The following is a 15,688-nucleotide window of genomic DNA, read 5'->3' as shown; positions in this document are numbered from 1 at the left end:
CCGACAAGCGGTCGTGAGCGCCTGACGTCCCGTCAGCGAAGTCGGTACCGGACCCGCCACGACCTGCCTCGGAACGCAACGGACTGCCAAGATCACAAAACTGCCATCGCCGCCGACGACCTGCGAAGACGAGGGTCCTGAGCCCCATCCGAGCTCACAAGGAGACACCCATGAGGATGCTGATCAACGTGCCGGAGACGGTCGTGGCGGACGCGCTGCGGGGCATGGCGGCCGCCTTCCCCGATCTGACGGTGGACGTGGAGAACCGGGTGATCGTCCGCCGGGACGCACCCGTGGCCGGGCAGGTCGGGCTCGTGTCGGGCGGTGGGTCGGGGCACGAGCCGCTGCACGGCGGATTCGTGGGTCCGGGCATGCTGTCCGCCGCCTGCCCCGGTGAGGTGTTCACCTCGCCGGTGCCGGATCAGATGGCGCGTGCCGCGGCCGCCGTGGACAGCGGTGCCGGGGTGCTCTTCATCGTGAAGAACTACACCGGCGACGTGCTGAACTTCGACATGGCGGCCGAGCTGGCCGAGGACGAGGGCATCCAGGTCGCCAAGGTGCTCGTCAACGACGACGTGGCGGTCACGGACAGCCTCTTCACGGCCGGGCGGCGCGGCACCGGCGCGACGCTCTTCGTGGAGAAGATCGCGGGCGCCGCCGCGGCGGAGGGCCGGCCGCTGGAGCGGGTGGAGGCCGTCGGCCGCCAGGTGAACGAGAACTCCCGCAGCTTCGGTGTCGCGCTCAGCGCCTGTACGACTCCGGCGAAGGGCAGCCCCACCTTCGATCTGCCCGACGGCGAGCTGGAGTTGGGCATCGGCATCCACGGGGAACCGGGCCGCGAGCGGCGCCCGATGATGACTTCCGGGGAGATCGCCGACTTCGCGGTGCACGCGATCCTGGAGGACATGCCCCCGCGCGGCCCCGTGCTCGTGCTGGTCAACGGCATGGGCGCCACTCCGCTGCTGGAGCTGTACGGCTTCAACGCCGAGGTGCAGCGGGTGCTCGGCGAACGCGGTGTCGCGGTGGCCCGCACCCTCGTGGGCAACTACGTCACCTCACTGGACATGGCCGGTGCCTCGGTCACGCTGTGTCAGGTCGACGAGGAACTGCTCAGGCTGTGGGACGCACCGGTGAAGACTCCGGCGCTGCGCTGGGGGATGTGACCGGGCGGACGAGGCGATCGGCGTCCCCGGCATGCCGGCCGAGGGCCGCACCACGCAGGTCGACGGCCGCACCGCGCCGGCCGAGGGGGAACCACGCCGGTCGACGGCCGCGCCACGCCGGTCGAGGTCGCGTCCCGCGGTCGCCGTACCGCCCGTCACCGTCCGGCCCGGAACGCCGGTCAACAGCCCTACCACGCAAGGAGATCCTGTGCTCGACGCCGAATTCTTCCGCCGTTGGATGATGACGGCCGCCGCGTCCATCGACCACGAGGCGGACCGGCTCACCGCTCTCGACTCGGCCATCGGGGACGCCGACCACGGCAGTAACCTGCAGCGCGGTTTCCGGGCCGTGGCGGCCGTGCTGGAGAAGGAGTCACCGGACACGCCGGGTGGCGTCCTGACGCTGGCCGGACGGCAGTTGATCTCGACTGTCGGCGGCGCGTCGGGGCCGTTGTACGGCACCTTGCTGCGCCGGACCGGCAAGGGGCTCGGTGATGCCGCCGAGGTCGACCTGGAACAGCTGGCCGAGGCGCTGCGCGCCGGCGTGGACGGGGTGATGACCCTCGGCGGGGCGGCGCCCGGCGACAAGACCATGCTGGACGCCCTGGTACCGGCCGCCGACGCGCTCGCGAACGGCTTCGCCGCGGCCCGGACCGCCGCCGACGAGGGAGCGGCGGCCACCGTTCCGATGCAGGCGCGCAAGGGCCGGGCGAGCTATCTGGGCGAGCGCAGCATCGGCCATCAGGACCCCGGGGCGACCTCGTCGGCGCTGCTGATCGCCGCGCTCGAGGATGCGGCCGGGACGGCGGAGGGCTGACCGTGAGCGAGGACAAGGTGGTCGGGATCGTGCTGGTGTCGCACAGCGCGGAGGTCGCCACCTCGGTGGCGGAGCTGGCGAAGGGGCTGGCGGGCGGGGCCCCGGCGGTGCCGGTGGCCGCCGCGGGCGGGACGGCGGGCGGCGGACTCGGCACCAGCGCCGAACTGATCTCCGCCGCCGCTGCCTCGGTCGACCGGGGACGCGGGGTCGCGGTTCTCACCGACCTCGGCAGTGCCGTGCTGACCGTGAAGGCACTGCTCGCCGAGGGCGACGAACTTCCGGACGGCGCACGGCTGTTGGATGCCCCGTTCGTCGAGGGCGCGGTGGCGGCCGTCGTCACCGCGGCCGCGGGCGGCGACCTGGACGCGGTCGAGGCCGCGGCGACGGAGGCGTTCGACTACCGGAAGGTGTGACGCCCGGAGGAGCCGTGCGCACGAGGGCGGCCGCTCCCTCGCGCCCACGAACCGTGAGAAGCCGTGCGCACGGCGGCGGCCGGACAACCGTGCCCCACGCACGGCAGGGGGCGCACAGGAGCGGCCGGACATCCGTGCCCCACGCACGGCAGGGGCCGGGCGCACGGGGCTGCCGGACATCCGTGCCCCACGCACCCCAGAGGCCGGGCGCACGGGAGCGGCCGGACAACCGTGCCCCACGCACCCCAGAGGCCGGGCGCACGGGAGCGGCCGGACATGCGTGCCCCACGCACCCCAGAGGCCGGGCGCACGGGAGCGGCCGGACATGCGTGCCCCACGCACCCCAGAGGCCGGGCGCACGGGGCGGCCGGTCATTCGTGTTCCACGAACCGCCTGGCCAGCCGCTCCCCCTCCGCCACCGCCGCCGCGTGGTCCTCGATGGGGTGCATCCGGGAGCGCTTGAAGACGACGTAGGTGACCCCGGAGGCCACCCCGCCGTCGAGCGGGTCGGCCCGGATGCCGAGACCCTGTGCGGTGGCGTAGGAGACCTCGCCGATGAGGTCCCGGGGTCCTACGTCACCGACGACGGCGTAGCGCACCTTTCCCCGGTAGACGACGGCGGCGACCGATCCACCGCGCACACCGTGGGCGCGTGGGTTCCAGATGCGGCTCGGCGCCGGCACGACGAGGTAGGGCAGCTTCTCGGCGTTCAGGTGGCGGCCGTCGGACTGCTGGAACGCGGTGGCCGCGGAGAACATCGGGTCGGTACGTCGGTTGCAGCGGGCCGTGGGCCGCCCGTCGCAGTCGATGTCCAGATCGGCCTTCCAGTAGACGGCGTCCCGGGTGCCGCAGACGCGCACGGTCGCGGGGCTGTCGGCGTCGGTGCGGTACCGGCCGCGGGAGACCTGGTGGCACCGCCCCAGCCGGGCCAGCAGTTCGGCGGCGGCGACGGCGCCCTCGCCGCGGGCCACGGGCCCCTCGCGGGGCGGGACTGCGGCGGCCGGCACAGGCAGCGACGCCGGGACTAGCAGGGTGGCGCCGGCCATGGCCAGCGCCAGCGACGGGACACGCACACGCACGATGAGGGACCTCTCCTCGGGGACGAAGGGGACATGCAGCACACTGTGGTGCGCGCCGCGGCATCTGGCCGCACGGGCCGCACCGAAGGGGCCGGATGGAGCACGGTTCTGACACCCCATGAGGCGACGAGGTGCGGGGCGGTGGGGGAACAACAGGGGCCGGGGATCCGTGCCGTTGCCGGACCGGATCCCCGGCCGCCCGTGCCGGCGCGGCATCGGCGACGACAGCGTGTCCGCGCCACAGGCATGAACTGCCCTTATTTGTTGGGGAGTTCACCCTTCGGGGCTCTCAGCATACGGAAGCGTCCCGGAGGGACACCGGCACCCCCCGGTGAACCGTGACCGGCTCGGCCGGCACAGTGGCCGTCGCCCCGCCCCGCCTCACCCCGGCCCGGCCCGGCCCGGCCCACGGAGCCGCACATGCAGCCCCCTTGATGTCATCGAGCAGTCCGGGCCATATTGGTCCGGACCTTTACCGTGACGCCTGACACCGCTGCCCGATGGCGAGGCCTGACGCCGATGCCTTACGCAGGAGTTCGATGCCTGACGTCAGGTGTCTGACGCACGACACCCGACCCTCGATACCGAAGCCGTCTCCGGGAGGCAGAACCGTGCGACGTGTTCCCCTTCCGCTCGTGCTGGTCTGCGGGGCCCTGCTGCTCGTCGCGTCCTGCGGCCGGGGCCCGAGCGCCGACGAGGACGAGGGCCGGGCGCCCGGCGCTCCGACCGGCGTCACCGCGGCCGCCGGCAGCGCGACCAGCGTGCACGTGATGTGGAACGCGGTCGCGGCCGCTCCCGGCGTCCGTTCCTACGAGGTGTATCGCGGCACCGTGAAAGTGGAGGAAGTACCGGGTTCACAGCACATGGTGGACGTCACCAGGCTCAGGCCGTCCACCATGTATGCCTTCACCGTGCGAGCCCGGGACGGGGATGGGCGTCTCGGTCCGCCGAGCCGGTCGGTGCGGGCCCGCACGCCGGCTGTGGTGGCGGCGGACCGGTCGGCACCCACCCGCCCGACGGCCCCCGCCGGGCGGCCGGCCGGCAGCCGCGCGGTCCAGCTGTCCTGGGGCGCGTCCCGGGACGACCGGGGCGTGGTGTCGTACGACGTCTACCAGGGCGGGGCGAAGATCCACAGCGTCGGCGGGAACCAGACCGCGACCGTGGTCACCGGCCTGCGCCCCGGCACCGCCTACGTGTTCACGGTGCGGGCCAGGGACGCCGCCGACAACCTCTCCCCCGCGAGCGGCCCGCTGCGCCTGACGACCCCGGGCACCGACGACGGCCGGGACACCGCCCCGACCGGTTTCACCGCCACGACCCACCGGGCCGACGGGGCCTACTACATCGACCTGTCCTGGATTCCGCCGCGCACGGACGGTGTGATCACCGAGTACCGGATCCGGCTCGACGGCGCCGCGGCCACCTCCCTGGTGTGGGGCGGCACCCCGCCACGCGGCCGGGCGCGCTACAGCTTCTACGCGGGCCGGTCCGCCGGGGAGGAGCACCGGGTACGGCTGCGGGCCCGGCTGCCGGACGGGACGTGGGGCGCATACTCGGCGGAGCGGACGGTGACCACGGGCGGGTGACAGGACGCAAGGATCCGGCGTGTCGCCTTGCGCCGGACGGAGGAAAGCGTCACCTGGCCGGGTGCCTCCTGCGTGCGGGCGGCGCCGGGACCGAGTTGGCTGCCGTTGAGGCAGCACGGGCGATCCCCGACCCTCGGCGGCGCATGGGACGTTCCGCCAACCGTGCCGCTGGAGGCCCAGCCCATGCAGAACTCGCGACTTCTCCTCCGCGCCGGCACGGCCCTCACGGCTGCCGCCGCCCTTCCCGTCGTGCTCGCCGGGCCGTCCACCGCGGCCTCGGGCATCTCCGTCAGCACCACCGGGTCCGGCGTCTCGGTGGTCACCAGCGCGTGCACCCGGATCAACGGCAGCTGGGGCAGCGCGGCGCTGCTCACCAGCAATCAGGCGAACTTCTCCCAGGGCCGGCAGGCCACCCTCACGGGCACCACCGTCAGCCAGTCCGCGGCCTGGTCGGGGGTGAGCCCGGGGACGTACACGGTGGTCGTGGTCTGCTCCAGCGGCAGCACCGCGGGCACCCAGACGGTGATCGTGTCGGCTTCCTCGGCCAACACCCGCCCGACGATCTCGGCGACGTCCACGGCGGCGCCGTCCCGCGGCGTGAAGGGCGGCCTCGGCGGTGCCGTCCGCGACTACGGCCCGCTGACGGTGGGCGCCGGCGCGGCCCTGGTCGGCGCCGGTGTCATCGCCACGGGCTGGGCCCTGCGCCGCCGCTCGAAGCCGTACCGGTTCTGACCGGCCGCCCCGGCAGGACCACGGTCCACCCCCGTCCGGCCTTTCCCGCCGTCGTCCCCGGGTCCGGCCCACGTCCGCCCGGCCCCACCGATCGACTGCAGCGGGCTCGGGCTCACGGCCACCCCATCCCGCCGGCCGGTCCCACCCGCCCCCAAGCTCGCGGCCGTCAGCCGTCTGCCGGTCGCTCGCGGGGCTCGGCGGGGCCGTGGCCGTGCGGGTCCTCGGCGTGCAGTGCGGCAAGCTCCGTCAGGGCGTGCGTGAGCCACTGGGTCCAGAAGGTCTCCAGGTCGATGCCCGCCCGCAGGACCAGATGGCGCAGCCGGTCCTGCGGAGTGTCCCGGCCCGGCGGGAAGTCGCGCAGCTCGATCTCCCGGTACTCGGCCAACTGCCGCCGGTGCAGCTCCAGATGGCGGTGCAGATCGGCTTCGAGGCCCGCCGTGCCGACCACCGCCGCAGCGCGCAGCCGCAGCAGCAGCACGTCCCGCTGCGGCTTGGGGTCCTGCGCGGCCGCGGTCCAGCGGGCCAGTTCGGCACGGCCCGCGGGCAGGACGTCGTAGTTCTTCCTCTGCCCGCGGGCCGGCTGCTCGGCCGGGAGGGTGCGGATGAGCCCCTCGGCCTCCAGCCTTCCCAGCTCGCGGTAGATCTGCTGGTGGGTCGCGGACCAGAAGTAGCCGATCGACTTGTCGAACCGGCGCGTCAGCTCCAGCCCCGACGACGGCCTTTCCAGCAGGGCGGTGAGGATCGCGTGCGGGAGTGACATGGGCTCATCCTAGGGACGCGCGCCGCGGGCCTACAGGGCCGCCGCGAGTTCGGTGCCCTGCTTGATCGCACGCTTGGCGTCCAGCTCGGCGGCGACGTCGGCGCCGCCGATCAGATGGGCGCTGCGCCCGGCGGCGATCAGCTCCTCGTATAGATCGCGGCGCGGTTCCTGGCCGGTGCACAGGACCACGGTGTCGACCTCCAGGACCGTGCTCTCCTCACCCACGGTGATGTGCAGGCCGGCGTCGTCGATCCGGTCGTAGCGGACGCCGGGGACCATGGTGACGCCCCGGTGCTTCAGCTCGGCGCGGTGGATCCAGCCGGTGGTCTTGCCGAGCCCCGCACCGACCTTGGTGGTCTTGCGCTGGAGCAGGTGGACGGTGCGCGGCGGGGCCGGCCGCTGCGGGGCGGCGAGGCCGCCGGGTGCCCGGTAGTCCATGTCGACGCCCCACTGCCGGAAGTAGGTCTCCGGGTCCTCGTGCGCCTTGTCGCCGCCGTAGGTGAGGTACTCGGCGACGTCGAATCCGATGCCGCCGGCGCCCAGGACGGCGACCCGGTCACCGACGGGGGCGCCGTCGCGCAGGACGTCGAGGTAGCCGAGCACGCGGGGGTGGTCGGCGCCGGGGATGTCGGGAGTGCGCGGGGTGACCCCGGTGGCGACGACGACCTCGTCGTAGCCCTCCAGGTCACCGGCTCCCACCCAGGTGTCCAGGCGTACGTCCACGCCGTGCTCGTCGAGCTGGTGGCGGAAGTAGCGCAGGGTCTCGTCGAACTCCTGCTTGCCGGGGACCTTGCGGGCGACGTTGAGCTGCCCGCCGATCTCGCTCGCGGCGTCGAACAGGGAGACCTCGTGGCCGCGTTCGGCGGCGGAGACCGCGCAGGCGAGCCCGGCCGGGCCGGCGCCGACGACCGCGACGCGCTTCCGCCGCCGGGTCGGGGAGAGCACCAGCTCGGTCTCGTGGCAGGCGCGCGGGTTGACCAGGCAGGAGGTGATCTGGCCGCTGAAGGTGTGGTCCAGGCAGGCCTGGTTGCAGCCGATGCAGGTGTTGATGGCCTCCGGCTTCCCGGCGGCCGCCTTGGCGACGAAGTCGGGGTCGGCGAGCATCGGGCGGGCCATGGAGACCATGTCGGCGTGCCCGCCGGCCAGCAACTCCTCGGCCAGTTCGGGGGTGTTGATGCGGTTGGTGGTCACCAGCGGGATCGACACCTCGCCCATGAGCCGCTTGGTGACCCAGGTGTAGGCGCCGCGCGGCACGGAGGTGGCGATGGTGGGGATGCGGGCCTCGTGCCAGCCGATGCCGGTGTTGATGATCGTCGCCCCGGCGGCCTCCACCGCCTTGGCGAGGGTGACGACCTCCTTCAGCGAGGAGCCGCCGGGCACCAGGTCCAGCATGGACAGCCGGTAGACGATGATGAAGTCATCGCCCACGGCCTCGCGCACGCGCCGGACGATCTCCACGGGCAGGCGCATCCGGTTCTCGTACGAGCCGCCCCAGCGGTCCGTGCGGCGGTTGGTCTGCGCGGCGATGAACTCGTTGACGAGGTAGCCCTCGGAGCCCATGATCTCGACGCCGTCGTAGCCGGCCGCGCGGGCGAGGCGGGCGGCGCGGGCGTAGTCGCCGATGGTCCGCTCGATGTCGGCGTCGGTCATCTCGCGGGGCGCGAAGGGGCTGATGGGGGCCTGCAGCGGGCTGGGGGCGACGAGGTCCTTGTGGTAGGCGTACCGCCCGAAGTGCAGGATCTGCATCGCGATCCGGCCGCCTTCGCGGTGCACGGCCTCGGTGATGACGCGGTGCTCCTCGGCCTCGGCCTCGGTGGTGAGCTTGGCGCCCCCCTCGTACGGCCGTCCCTCGTCGTTGGGCGCGATGCCGCCGGTGACGATCAGCCCGACTCCGCCGCGGGCGCGGGCCGCGTAGAACGCCGCCATCCGCTCGAAGCCGCGCTCGGCCTCTTCCAGTCCGACGTGCATCGAGCCCATGAGCACGCGGTTGGGCAGTGTGGTGAAGCCCAGGTCGAGCGGGGTCATCAGATGTGGGTAACGGCTCATCGGGCCCTCCGTACGCGGTGTCGTCGCTTCATGTTGTAGAGGAAGCCCGACCGTTTATGCAACTAGTTGCATAATCGCGGAGAGGTGAGTCGCGCCACTTTACCTACTGGTATGTACAGTCACGTCGGACGAAAGCGGCCGTGAAGAGGTCCTCCGGCGCTCAGGGTGCCGCGAGGACGCCCCACGCCGCCCAGGCCGCCTCGGGGCACTCCTGCGCCCGGCCGCCCACGACGCCGTGGGGGCACTCCTGCGCCCCGGCCGGCGGCGGGCCGGCCGGGGCGTTTCCCCGGAGCGAGCCGGTCAGCGGCTCTCGAGGAGGAGGTGCAGGTCCCTCTCCTGGTCACCGGAGGCCGCGGAGGTCTCCTGCACGGTGAACATGGAGTCGAGGGTGGTGCGGAACCTGTCGACGGCCCAGTACCCGCCCTGGACGTCGGCCTGGACCGCCGAGCCGAGACGGACCGGCGGGCAGCCCTGGTCACGGGCGTCCGCGACGTCGTAGGTGCCGAGCCACACCATCGGGCGGGTCTCGTGGAGCTGCTGAGGATCCTCGTCCGCACCCCGGTCGGACGCGAAACAGGTCCTCAGTGCGTCGAAGACCAGACGGGCGTCCTCCTTCGAGCCGCTGAGCTCCACCGTGACGGTTTCCGGATGCGACCGCTCCGTGCGTGCCATTGATCGCTCCTTTCGTGGCCGCGCTGCGGTGGAACGGGGTACCCCGCCGAACCGCGTCCATCCTCAGGAAAACACCACGGGCCGATGAGCACACCTCAGCCGGACCGGAACCCGCACGCCCGGCCGCCACGGAAACCTGCACGTCCCGCCGTCCTCAGTTGTGCGAGAACTTGTACGTCTTGCTGTCCGTCAGTACGCAGAAGCCCGGCGAGACCACGATCACGCGCAGGATCCCCGTGCGCCGGTCGAAGTCGATGCCCTCCGCCTCGAAGGTGCCCGAGCAGGAACTGCGCAGCGGTAGCTGCCGCAGGGCCGTGACATGCCCCGTCACGTCCGCGGATCCGCCCGGCGGGGCCGAGAGGTCGATCCGGAGCAGCGGCTTGGTGATGCCGAAGAGTCCGCCGTCCGGGTCGTCGGAGGAGCACAGCAGGGTCGTGGGCCCGGAGAAGTCGCAGCCCTGGACGTCACGGACGGCGTGGTCCAGCACGACCGTCGAGGCCTGCGGGAGGTTCGCGGAGGGCGAGGTGGAGGGGTTGACGCCGGGGGTCGGGAAGACCAGGAGGCGGGTCATCGTGCCCCACTCCCCCGAGAGCATCCACTGGCCGTCGGGCGAGATGGCGTCCCACGAGTTGTTCAGCGCCTCGCCGGGGCCGAGCGCGTGCACGTACTCCGCCCAGGCGCCCCCCGGCGCCTGCACGCGGAACATCTTCGCGCCGCCCGAGTCCCGCTGGTAGGGCTCGATGTAGTAGCCGTTGTACGAGGCGTCGGGGTCGCCGACGTGGTTCCAGCCGCGGCTGGAGACCGCGAGGGGGACGGTACCGATGCCGGTGTAGCGGTTGGGGCTGTTCGCCGGGACCTCCACCGAGGCCAGCCCCTGGCTCTCGGTCAGCGGGTCGGCGCGGTCGGAGCCGGTCTCGGTCCACGTGTCGGCGGCGGAGGCGGGCGCGGGTGCGGCGAGGGACACGACGGCGGCGGTGGCGAGGGTGACGAGTCCGGCGAGGACGGTGTGACAACGTTGCCGGGCGGACGCGGGCATGCGACTCCTCGGACGGAGGGTGGGGGCACTCGGTCGGCGGACAGTCTGGCGTGGCGTCGTGGTCATGTACAGGCCAATGCAGCAACATGAGCGTGAACTCTCACGGCCCGCGGAACCGCGCTGTACGGTCTGGGCAGGAGACCCCGTACCGCGCGCCCGCCGGCAGGCGCCTTCGGCGGACGTGCGCCGTCGTGGTGAGAGATGGTGGAGGTAGTCGGCGGAGGCCTCGGAGAGTCGGTGTGAGCGCGGTAGAAAAGGGAGAGTCGGCACGGGGGACGAGGTGCCGGGCGGACGGTCGAAGGCGGTGCGTGGCATGAGTGCAGCCGAGGCTCCGGTGGCCGAGGGCGACGAGCCGGCCCGCGGGCCGCAGCGGCCGGGCGGTCTGCTCGACGTCCTCGGCGTGGCTTCGGTGGTGCTGGACACCGACGGGCGCATCGTCCTGTGGAGCCCGCAGGCGGAGGAGCTCTTCGGATACACCGCGCAGGAGGCCCTCGGTCAGTTCGCCGCCCGGCTGATGGTGCACGAGCGGCACATCCAGCTCGTCGGCAAGCTCTTCGCCGACGTCATGCGCACCGGGCAGAGCTGGGCCGGCGGCTTCCCCGTACGCCACAAGGACGGCAGCACCCGCCTGGTGGAGTTCCGCAACATGCGGCTGCTGGACGACCGGGGCGACGTGTACGCGCTCGGGCTCGCCGCCGACCAGTCGACCGTACGGCGGCTGGAGCAGGACGTGGCGCTGTCCGAGCGGATGGTGGAGCAGTCGCCGGTCGGATACGGCGTCCTGGACACCCAGCTCAGGTTCGTCTCGGCCAACCCCGCCCTGGGCAGGATCAACGGTGTCGCGGTCGCCGACCACGTGGGCCGCACACTGTGCGAGGTGCTTCCGCTGGTGGAGTCCGACGCGCTGGAGGCCGCCGCGCGGGAGGTGCTGGAGACGGGGGCGCCCCTGATCGGCGACACGCTCGTCGGCCGTACGGCCGCCGACCCGGACACGGAGCACACCTGGTCGCACTCGCTCTACCGGCTGGAGGACGCCATGGGCAATGTGCTCGGGGTGGCGGTCTCGCTGGTCGACATCACCGAGCAGCACCGGGCCTCGGTGGAGGCGGAGGCGGCGAGGCGCCGGCTCGCGGTCATCGCCGACGCGTCCGCCCGGATCGGTACGACGCTCGAACTGGAACGCACCGCTTGCGAGCTGGCCGAGGTCGCCGTGCCGGAACTGGCGGACGTCGCGGCCGTGGACCTGCTGGACGCCGTGGTCGAGGGCCGGCCCAGCTCGCTGGGCCCCTCCGAGTCCGCGATGATCCGGGCGCTCGCCCTGCGCCCGGTGGACGACACGGACGCCGTACGGGCCGCCGACCGGCCCGGCCACATCGCCCGGTACGCGCCCGACCGGCTGGTCACCGAGTGCGTGCGCACGGGCGAGGCGGTCCTGGTGCCGCACGTGAAGGACGAGGACCTGCCGCGCATCGCCCGCTCGTCCGAGGCGGCCGTGCTGCTGGGCCGGGCGGGGCTGCACTCCTACCTCGCGGTGCCGCTGATCGCGCGTGGCGAGGTGCTGGGAGCGCTCGACCTCAAGCGCACCCGCAATCCGGCGCCGTTCGACGACGACGACGTGCTGCTGGCACGGGAGCTGGCGGCCCGGGCGGCCGTGCAGATCGACAACGCGCGCTGGTACCAGAACGCCCGCAACACCGCCCTCACCCTGCAGCGCAGCCTGCTGCCCAGCCATCCGCCGGTCACGACCGGCCTGGAGGTGGCGTCCCGCTACCAGCCGGCGGGCGCGACCAGCGAGGTCGGCGGCGACTGGTTCGACGTCATCCCGCTGGACGGCGGGAAGACCGCGCTCGTGGTGGGCGACGTGATGGGCAGCGGCATCAGCGCGGCCGCCGCCATGGGCCGGCTGCGCACGGCCACCACCACCCTCGCCGCGCTCGATCTCGACCCGGCCCTCCTGCTGGAACACCTGGACAAGACGACATCGGCCCTGGACCACTCCATCGCGACCTGCGTGTACGCCGTCCACGACCCGCATCTGCGGCAGTGCCGGATCGCCAACGCCGGTCACCTGCCACCGGCCCGGGTCCGGCCGGGCCGGCCGCCGGAACTGCTCGACCTGCCCACCGGGGTGCCCCTGGGCGTGGGCGGCATCGCGTTCTCCACCGTCACCGTCGACTTCGAACCCGGCGACGAGCTGGTCTTCTACACCGACGGTCTGGTGGAGACGCGCCGCCACTCGCTGGACGAACGCCTGGACTTCCTGCTGTCCCTGCTCGGCGATCCGGGCCGCCCGCTGGAAGAGGTCTGCGACCTGCTCCTGCGGACGCTGCACCACCCCGACAACCACGACGACGTCGCGCTGCTCATCGCCCGGGCACAGCGACTGCCCTAGCGGTCAGGCCCGTACGCCGGTCACCACGTGCGCGTACAGCTCGTCCGACACCGCCAGGCGGGTCGTCAGGCCCGCCTCGGCGAACGCCTCCACGGCGCCGGCCGCCTGGTGCTCGCTGATCTCGCTCAGCAGACAGCCGCCCGGCGCCAGCCAGCCGGCTGCCCCGGCGGCCACCCTGCGCAGCGTGTCGAGACCGTCCGGGCCGCCGTCCAGGGCGACGAGCGGCTCGTGGTCGCGGGCCTCGGCGGGCAGCAGGGGCACCTCATCGGTGGGGACGTAGGGCACGTTGGCGGCCAGGACGTCGACGCGGCCGCGCAGGCCGGCGGGCAGGGCGTCGTACAGGTCGCCCTGGTGGGCTCGGCCGCCGAAGGCGGCGAGATTGCGACGGGCGCAGCGGACGGCGACCGGGTCGATGTCGGCGGCGTGCACCTCGGCCCCGTCCAGGGCGGCGGCGAGGGCGGCGCCCAGCGCGCCGGACCCGCAGCACAGGTCCACGACGACACGTGCCCGGGGCGCGGCGGCCAGCGCCTGGTCGACGAGGAACTCGGTACGGCGGCGGGGGACGAACACTCCCGGCCCCACGCTGATGCGCAGCCCGTGGAAGGGCGCCCAGCCGAGGACCTGTTCGAGCGGCAGCCCGGCGGCACGCCGGTCCACCATCGAGGTCAGTTCGTGCGCGGACCGGGCGGACGCGAGGAGCAACTCCGCCTCCTCCTCGGCGAAGACGCACCCGGCGGCGCGCAACACACGGACCACGGCGGAGGGAGAGACAAGGGAAGGGAAGACCTCAGAGGACTGAGAGGACCGGGAGGACTGAGAGGACCGGGAGGGCATGGAGGCCGAGAGCCTTTCGGGAGCACGGGGCCTGAGGGCGCTCCCGCGGTCACCGCAGCCGGTGCACCGCGCCGTCCTGAGGGGAGAGCACCCCGGCTGACACAGCGGAAATGAGTCTCACCTCCCAGCGGTCGAAAGCCGCGACCGTTCGCGACCGGACGACCACCATATCCCAGGGCGTGACGGACCGTCGGCAGCCCTTGCGGGCGCGGGTGGTGACCATCGGCCCGGACGCGCGATGACCGGCGGGCCGGGGGGCTCCGCCCGTGACGGGCGGAGCCCCCTCACCGAACCCCCTCACCGAACCCCCTCACCGAACCCCCTCACCGAACCCCCTCGCAGAGCCCGCCCGCAAAGCCCTCCCGCAGGGCCCTCCCCCGGAGCCGTTCCAGCGCAGTGACGGGCACCGCGCTCCCGCGTGCAAGGTGCGGTCGCTCAGACGCCGACCGTCTCCTCCACCTCTTCCTCGGCCTCCTGCTCGGCGGCCTCCTGCTCCCGCGCCTGTACGGCTGCCCGCTCGGGCCGTGCCTTGGCGGGCGCGGGCCGGTCCCGTCCCTCGGCCCCGGCCCCGGCCCCGGCCCGGGGATCGTTCTCGGGCTCGGGGTGCGCGATGGCCAGAGGGGCCCGGCGGGTCCCCTCGTACAGGGCCGCGACCGCCGTCACGGCCAGGCCGGCGAGCAGCCAGACCACGAGGGTCCACGCGTTGCGCGCGAGACCGTCGTCGCCGAAGTACAGCAGGCTGCGGATGCCCTCGACGAAGCCGGCGCCGTTCCAGAAGGCGTGCAGGGTGCCGAAGAAGCCGTTCTGCAGCTCGGGCCGGAAGAGGCCGCCGGAGCTGGTGAAGTTCAGCATCACGAACAGCACCATCATGGTCAGCGTGGTCCAGCGCCTGAGGAAGGTGTGCAGGCCGACGCCGATGAAGAGGATGCCCGCCGAGTACAGCCACGCCATGCCCCACACACCGGCGAGGTCGTGGTGGGCGAGATGGAACACCGGGCCGGCGAGCAGGACCCCGATGCCGCTCACCACGGCCGAGACGCCGAGCGCAAGCAGCGCCCGGACCCGCATCGCCAGCCCGGCACCCGCGGCACCGAGGGCGGCGACCGACGCGTAGGAGCCGATGCTGAGAGCGATCAGCAGGAAGAACAGCCCCTGCCCGGTGGGGTCGTCGGCGACCGGCGGGGCGACGTCGGTGACCTTCAGCGGGGCGCCCCGCTCGGCGGCGACCGGAGTGAAGACCTTCTCCACGGCCGTCGCGCCCATGTCGGATGCGGCGCCGGCCACGAGCAGCTCGGGCGCCCTGGCGCTCGGCACATAGGCGCCCGTCACATCGCGGGACCGGAGAAGTTCGACGGCGTGGGAGCGGTCGGCGACCGTACGGACGTCGAGCCGATCCCCCGCGGTGTCCTTCACCGTCTGCGCGAAGACCTTGGCCTGCGGCGTGGTGCCCACGACGGCGACGGGCAGATGGTGCGGCTCGGGAGCGACGAAGGCTCCCATGTACGCGAGCCCCATGCCCAGGCACATCAGCAGCGGGGTGATCAGGTGCGTGAGCACATGGCGCAGGGCCGGTGACCTCATCGCGCACGACCTCCAATAGTTGGCTTATACAACTTTCAGTTCTAGTTGTACTATACAACTAGAACGCCGGAGGAGGTATTCCCGTGAGCGCAGCGGAGTCGGCCGTCGAGACGATCCAGCGCGAGATGACGATCTTCGCCCGCCGGGCCCGCGCCTCGGCGGGGCGCATGCACCCCGAGCTGTCGCTGGTGTCGTACACCCTGCTCGGTCACCTGGAGGAGAGCGGCGGCTGCCGGGCGACGGACCTGGCGGCCCACTACGCCCTGGACAAGTCCACGGTGAGCCGACAGGTGGCCGCGCTGGAGCGCATCGGGCTGATCGAGCGCCGGCTCGACCCGGAGGACCACCGGGTCCAGGTGCTCCATCTGACGGAGGCCGGCGAGGAGATCCTGGCCCAGGTCACCCGCAGCCGCCGGACCGCGTTCCGGGAGCGCCTCACCCACTGGCCGGAGGCGGATCTGGTGCGGTTCGCGGCCTACCTGGAGCGGTACAACGCGGGAACGGGCGGCATCGAGCCGGATCGGCCCGCACCGGACCGGGCGACGCCGGGGCGACTCACCTCGGACTGAGCCGCGTC

General features: G+C 73.1%; 14 protein-coding genes. 7 read left to right on the top strand and 7 right to left on the bottom strand.

Annotation, left to right across the window (positions count from 1 at the left end; translation table 11 throughout):
• The first annotated feature begins 170 nt into the window (after window positions 1-170).
• The 3 genes from dhaK to ACGFT2_RS02325 all read left to right on the top strand — a co-directional run bounded on the left by dhaK (window position 171) and on the right by ACGFT2_RS02325 (window position 2,393).
• Window positions 171-1,163, top strand: coding sequence for a dihydroxyacetone kinase subunit DhaK (dhaK, locus tag ACGFT2_RS02335; protein WP_393272627.1), 993 nt, complete (start codon window positions 171-173; stop codon window positions 1,161-1,163).
• Between the two features lie 208 nt (window positions 1,164-1,371).
• Window positions 1,372-1,980, top strand: a complete 609-nt coding sequence (gene dhaL / locus ACGFT2_RS02330) for a dihydroxyacetone kinase subunit DhaL (protein ID WP_393272625.1) — start codon at window positions 1,372-1,374, stop codon at window positions 1,978-1,980.
• Between the two features lie 2 nt (window positions 1,981-1,982).
• Window positions 1,983-2,393, top strand: a complete 411-nt coding sequence (locus tag ACGFT2_RS02325) for a PTS-dependent dihydroxyacetone kinase phosphotransferase subunit DhaM (protein WP_393272623.1) — start codon at window positions 1,983-1,985, stop codon at window positions 2,391-2,393.
• Between the two features lie 371 nt (window positions 2,394-2,764).
• Here the strand turns inward: ACGFT2_RS02325 and ACGFT2_RS02320 are convergent, their stop codons facing one another.
• Window positions 2,765-3,466, bottom strand: a complete 702-nt coding sequence (locus ACGFT2_RS02320) for a glycoside hydrolase family 75 protein (RefSeq protein ID WP_393272914.1) — start codon at window positions 3,464-3,466, stop codon at window positions 2,765-2,767.
• 617 nt (window positions 3,467-4,083) lie between these two features.
• On the opposite strand from ACGFT2_RS02320, the gene ACGFT2_RS02315 reads away from it, so the two are divergent.
• Together ACGFT2_RS02315 and ACGFT2_RS02310 are read left to right on the top strand one after the other, a co-directional pair.
• A complete protein-coding gene (locus ACGFT2_RS02315; RefSeq protein WP_393272621.1) occupies window positions 4,084-5,058 on the top strand; it encodes a fibronectin type III domain-containing protein in 975 nt (324 codons plus the stop codon).
• Between the two features lie 183 nt (window positions 5,059-5,241).
• Complete coding sequence (locus ACGFT2_RS02310; RefSeq protein ID WP_393272619.1) at window positions 5,242-5,790, top strand: hypothetical protein; 549 nt, start codon at window positions 5,242-5,244, stop codon at window positions 5,788-5,790.
• 166 nt (window positions 5,791-5,956) lie between these two features.
• Here ACGFT2_RS02310 and ACGFT2_RS02305 read toward each other — a convergent pair whose 3' ends face one another.
• The 4 genes from ACGFT2_RS02305 to ACGFT2_RS02290 form a co-directional block, all read right to left on the bottom strand.
• Window positions 5,957-6,550, bottom strand: a complete 594-nt coding sequence (locus ACGFT2_RS02305; RefSeq protein ID WP_393272617.1) for a PadR family transcriptional regulator — start codon at window positions 6,548-6,550, stop codon at window positions 5,957-5,959.
• Window positions 6,551-6,580: 30 nt separating this feature from the next.
• Window positions 6,581-8,596, bottom strand: a complete 2,016-nt coding sequence (locus tag ACGFT2_RS02300) for an FAD-dependent oxidoreductase (RefSeq protein WP_393272615.1) — start codon at window positions 8,594-8,596, stop codon at window positions 6,581-6,583.
• 300 nt (window positions 8,597-8,896) lie between these two features.
• Window positions 8,897-9,268, bottom strand: coding sequence for a hypothetical protein (locus ACGFT2_RS02295; RefSeq protein ID WP_393272613.1), 372 nt, complete (start codon window positions 9,266-9,268; stop codon window positions 8,897-8,899).
• 154 nt (window positions 9,269-9,422) lie between these two features.
• Window positions 9,423-10,304 carry a hypothetical protein gene (locus ACGFT2_RS02290; protein ID WP_393272612.1) on the bottom strand — a complete coding sequence of 294 codons (882 nt, stop codon included), beginning with the start codon at window positions 10,302-10,304 and terminating at the stop codon, window positions 9,423-9,425.
• Between the two features lie 313 nt (window positions 10,305-10,617).
• Between ACGFT2_RS02290 and ACGFT2_RS02285 the strand changes: the two genes are divergently transcribed.
• A complete protein-coding gene (locus ACGFT2_RS02285) occupies window positions 10,618-12,696 on the top strand; it encodes a SpoIIE family protein phosphatase (protein ID WP_393272610.1) in 2,079 nt (692 codons plus the stop codon).
• A 3-nt stretch (window positions 12,697-12,699) separates the two neighbouring features.
• Here ACGFT2_RS02285 and ACGFT2_RS02280 read toward each other — a convergent pair whose 3' ends face one another.
• The gene (locus tag ACGFT2_RS02280; protein WP_393272609.1) at window positions 12,700-13,530 is read right to left on the bottom strand and encodes a putative protein N(5)-glutamine methyltransferase; all 831 of its coding nucleotides are present in this window, start codon (window positions 13,528-13,530) and stop codon (window positions 12,700-12,702) included.
• Window positions 13,531-13,965: 435 nt separating this feature from the next.
• Window positions 13,966-15,111 (bottom strand): hypothetical protein, encoded by a 1,146-nt coding sequence (locus ACGFT2_RS02275; RefSeq protein ID WP_393272607.1) that lies wholly within the window; start codon window positions 15,109-15,111, stop codon window positions 13,966-13,968.
• Window positions 15,112-15,194: 83 nt separating this feature from the next.
• Here ACGFT2_RS02275 and ACGFT2_RS02270 point away from each other — a divergent pair, with 83 nt between their 5' ends.
• Entirely contained in the window at window positions 15,195-15,680 is a 486-nt protein-coding gene (locus tag ACGFT2_RS02270; protein ID WP_393272605.1) for a MarR family winged helix-turn-helix transcriptional regulator, read from the top strand.
• Window positions 15,681-15,688 lie beyond the last annotated feature (8 nt).

The sequence above is a fragment of the Streptomyces sp. NPDC048514 genome, from assembly GCF_043199955.1.
Lineage (GTDB): Bacteria > Actinomycetota > Actinomycetes > Streptomycetales > Streptomycetaceae > Streptomyces.
This window is presented reverse-complemented; position numbering and strand designations above follow the sequence as displayed.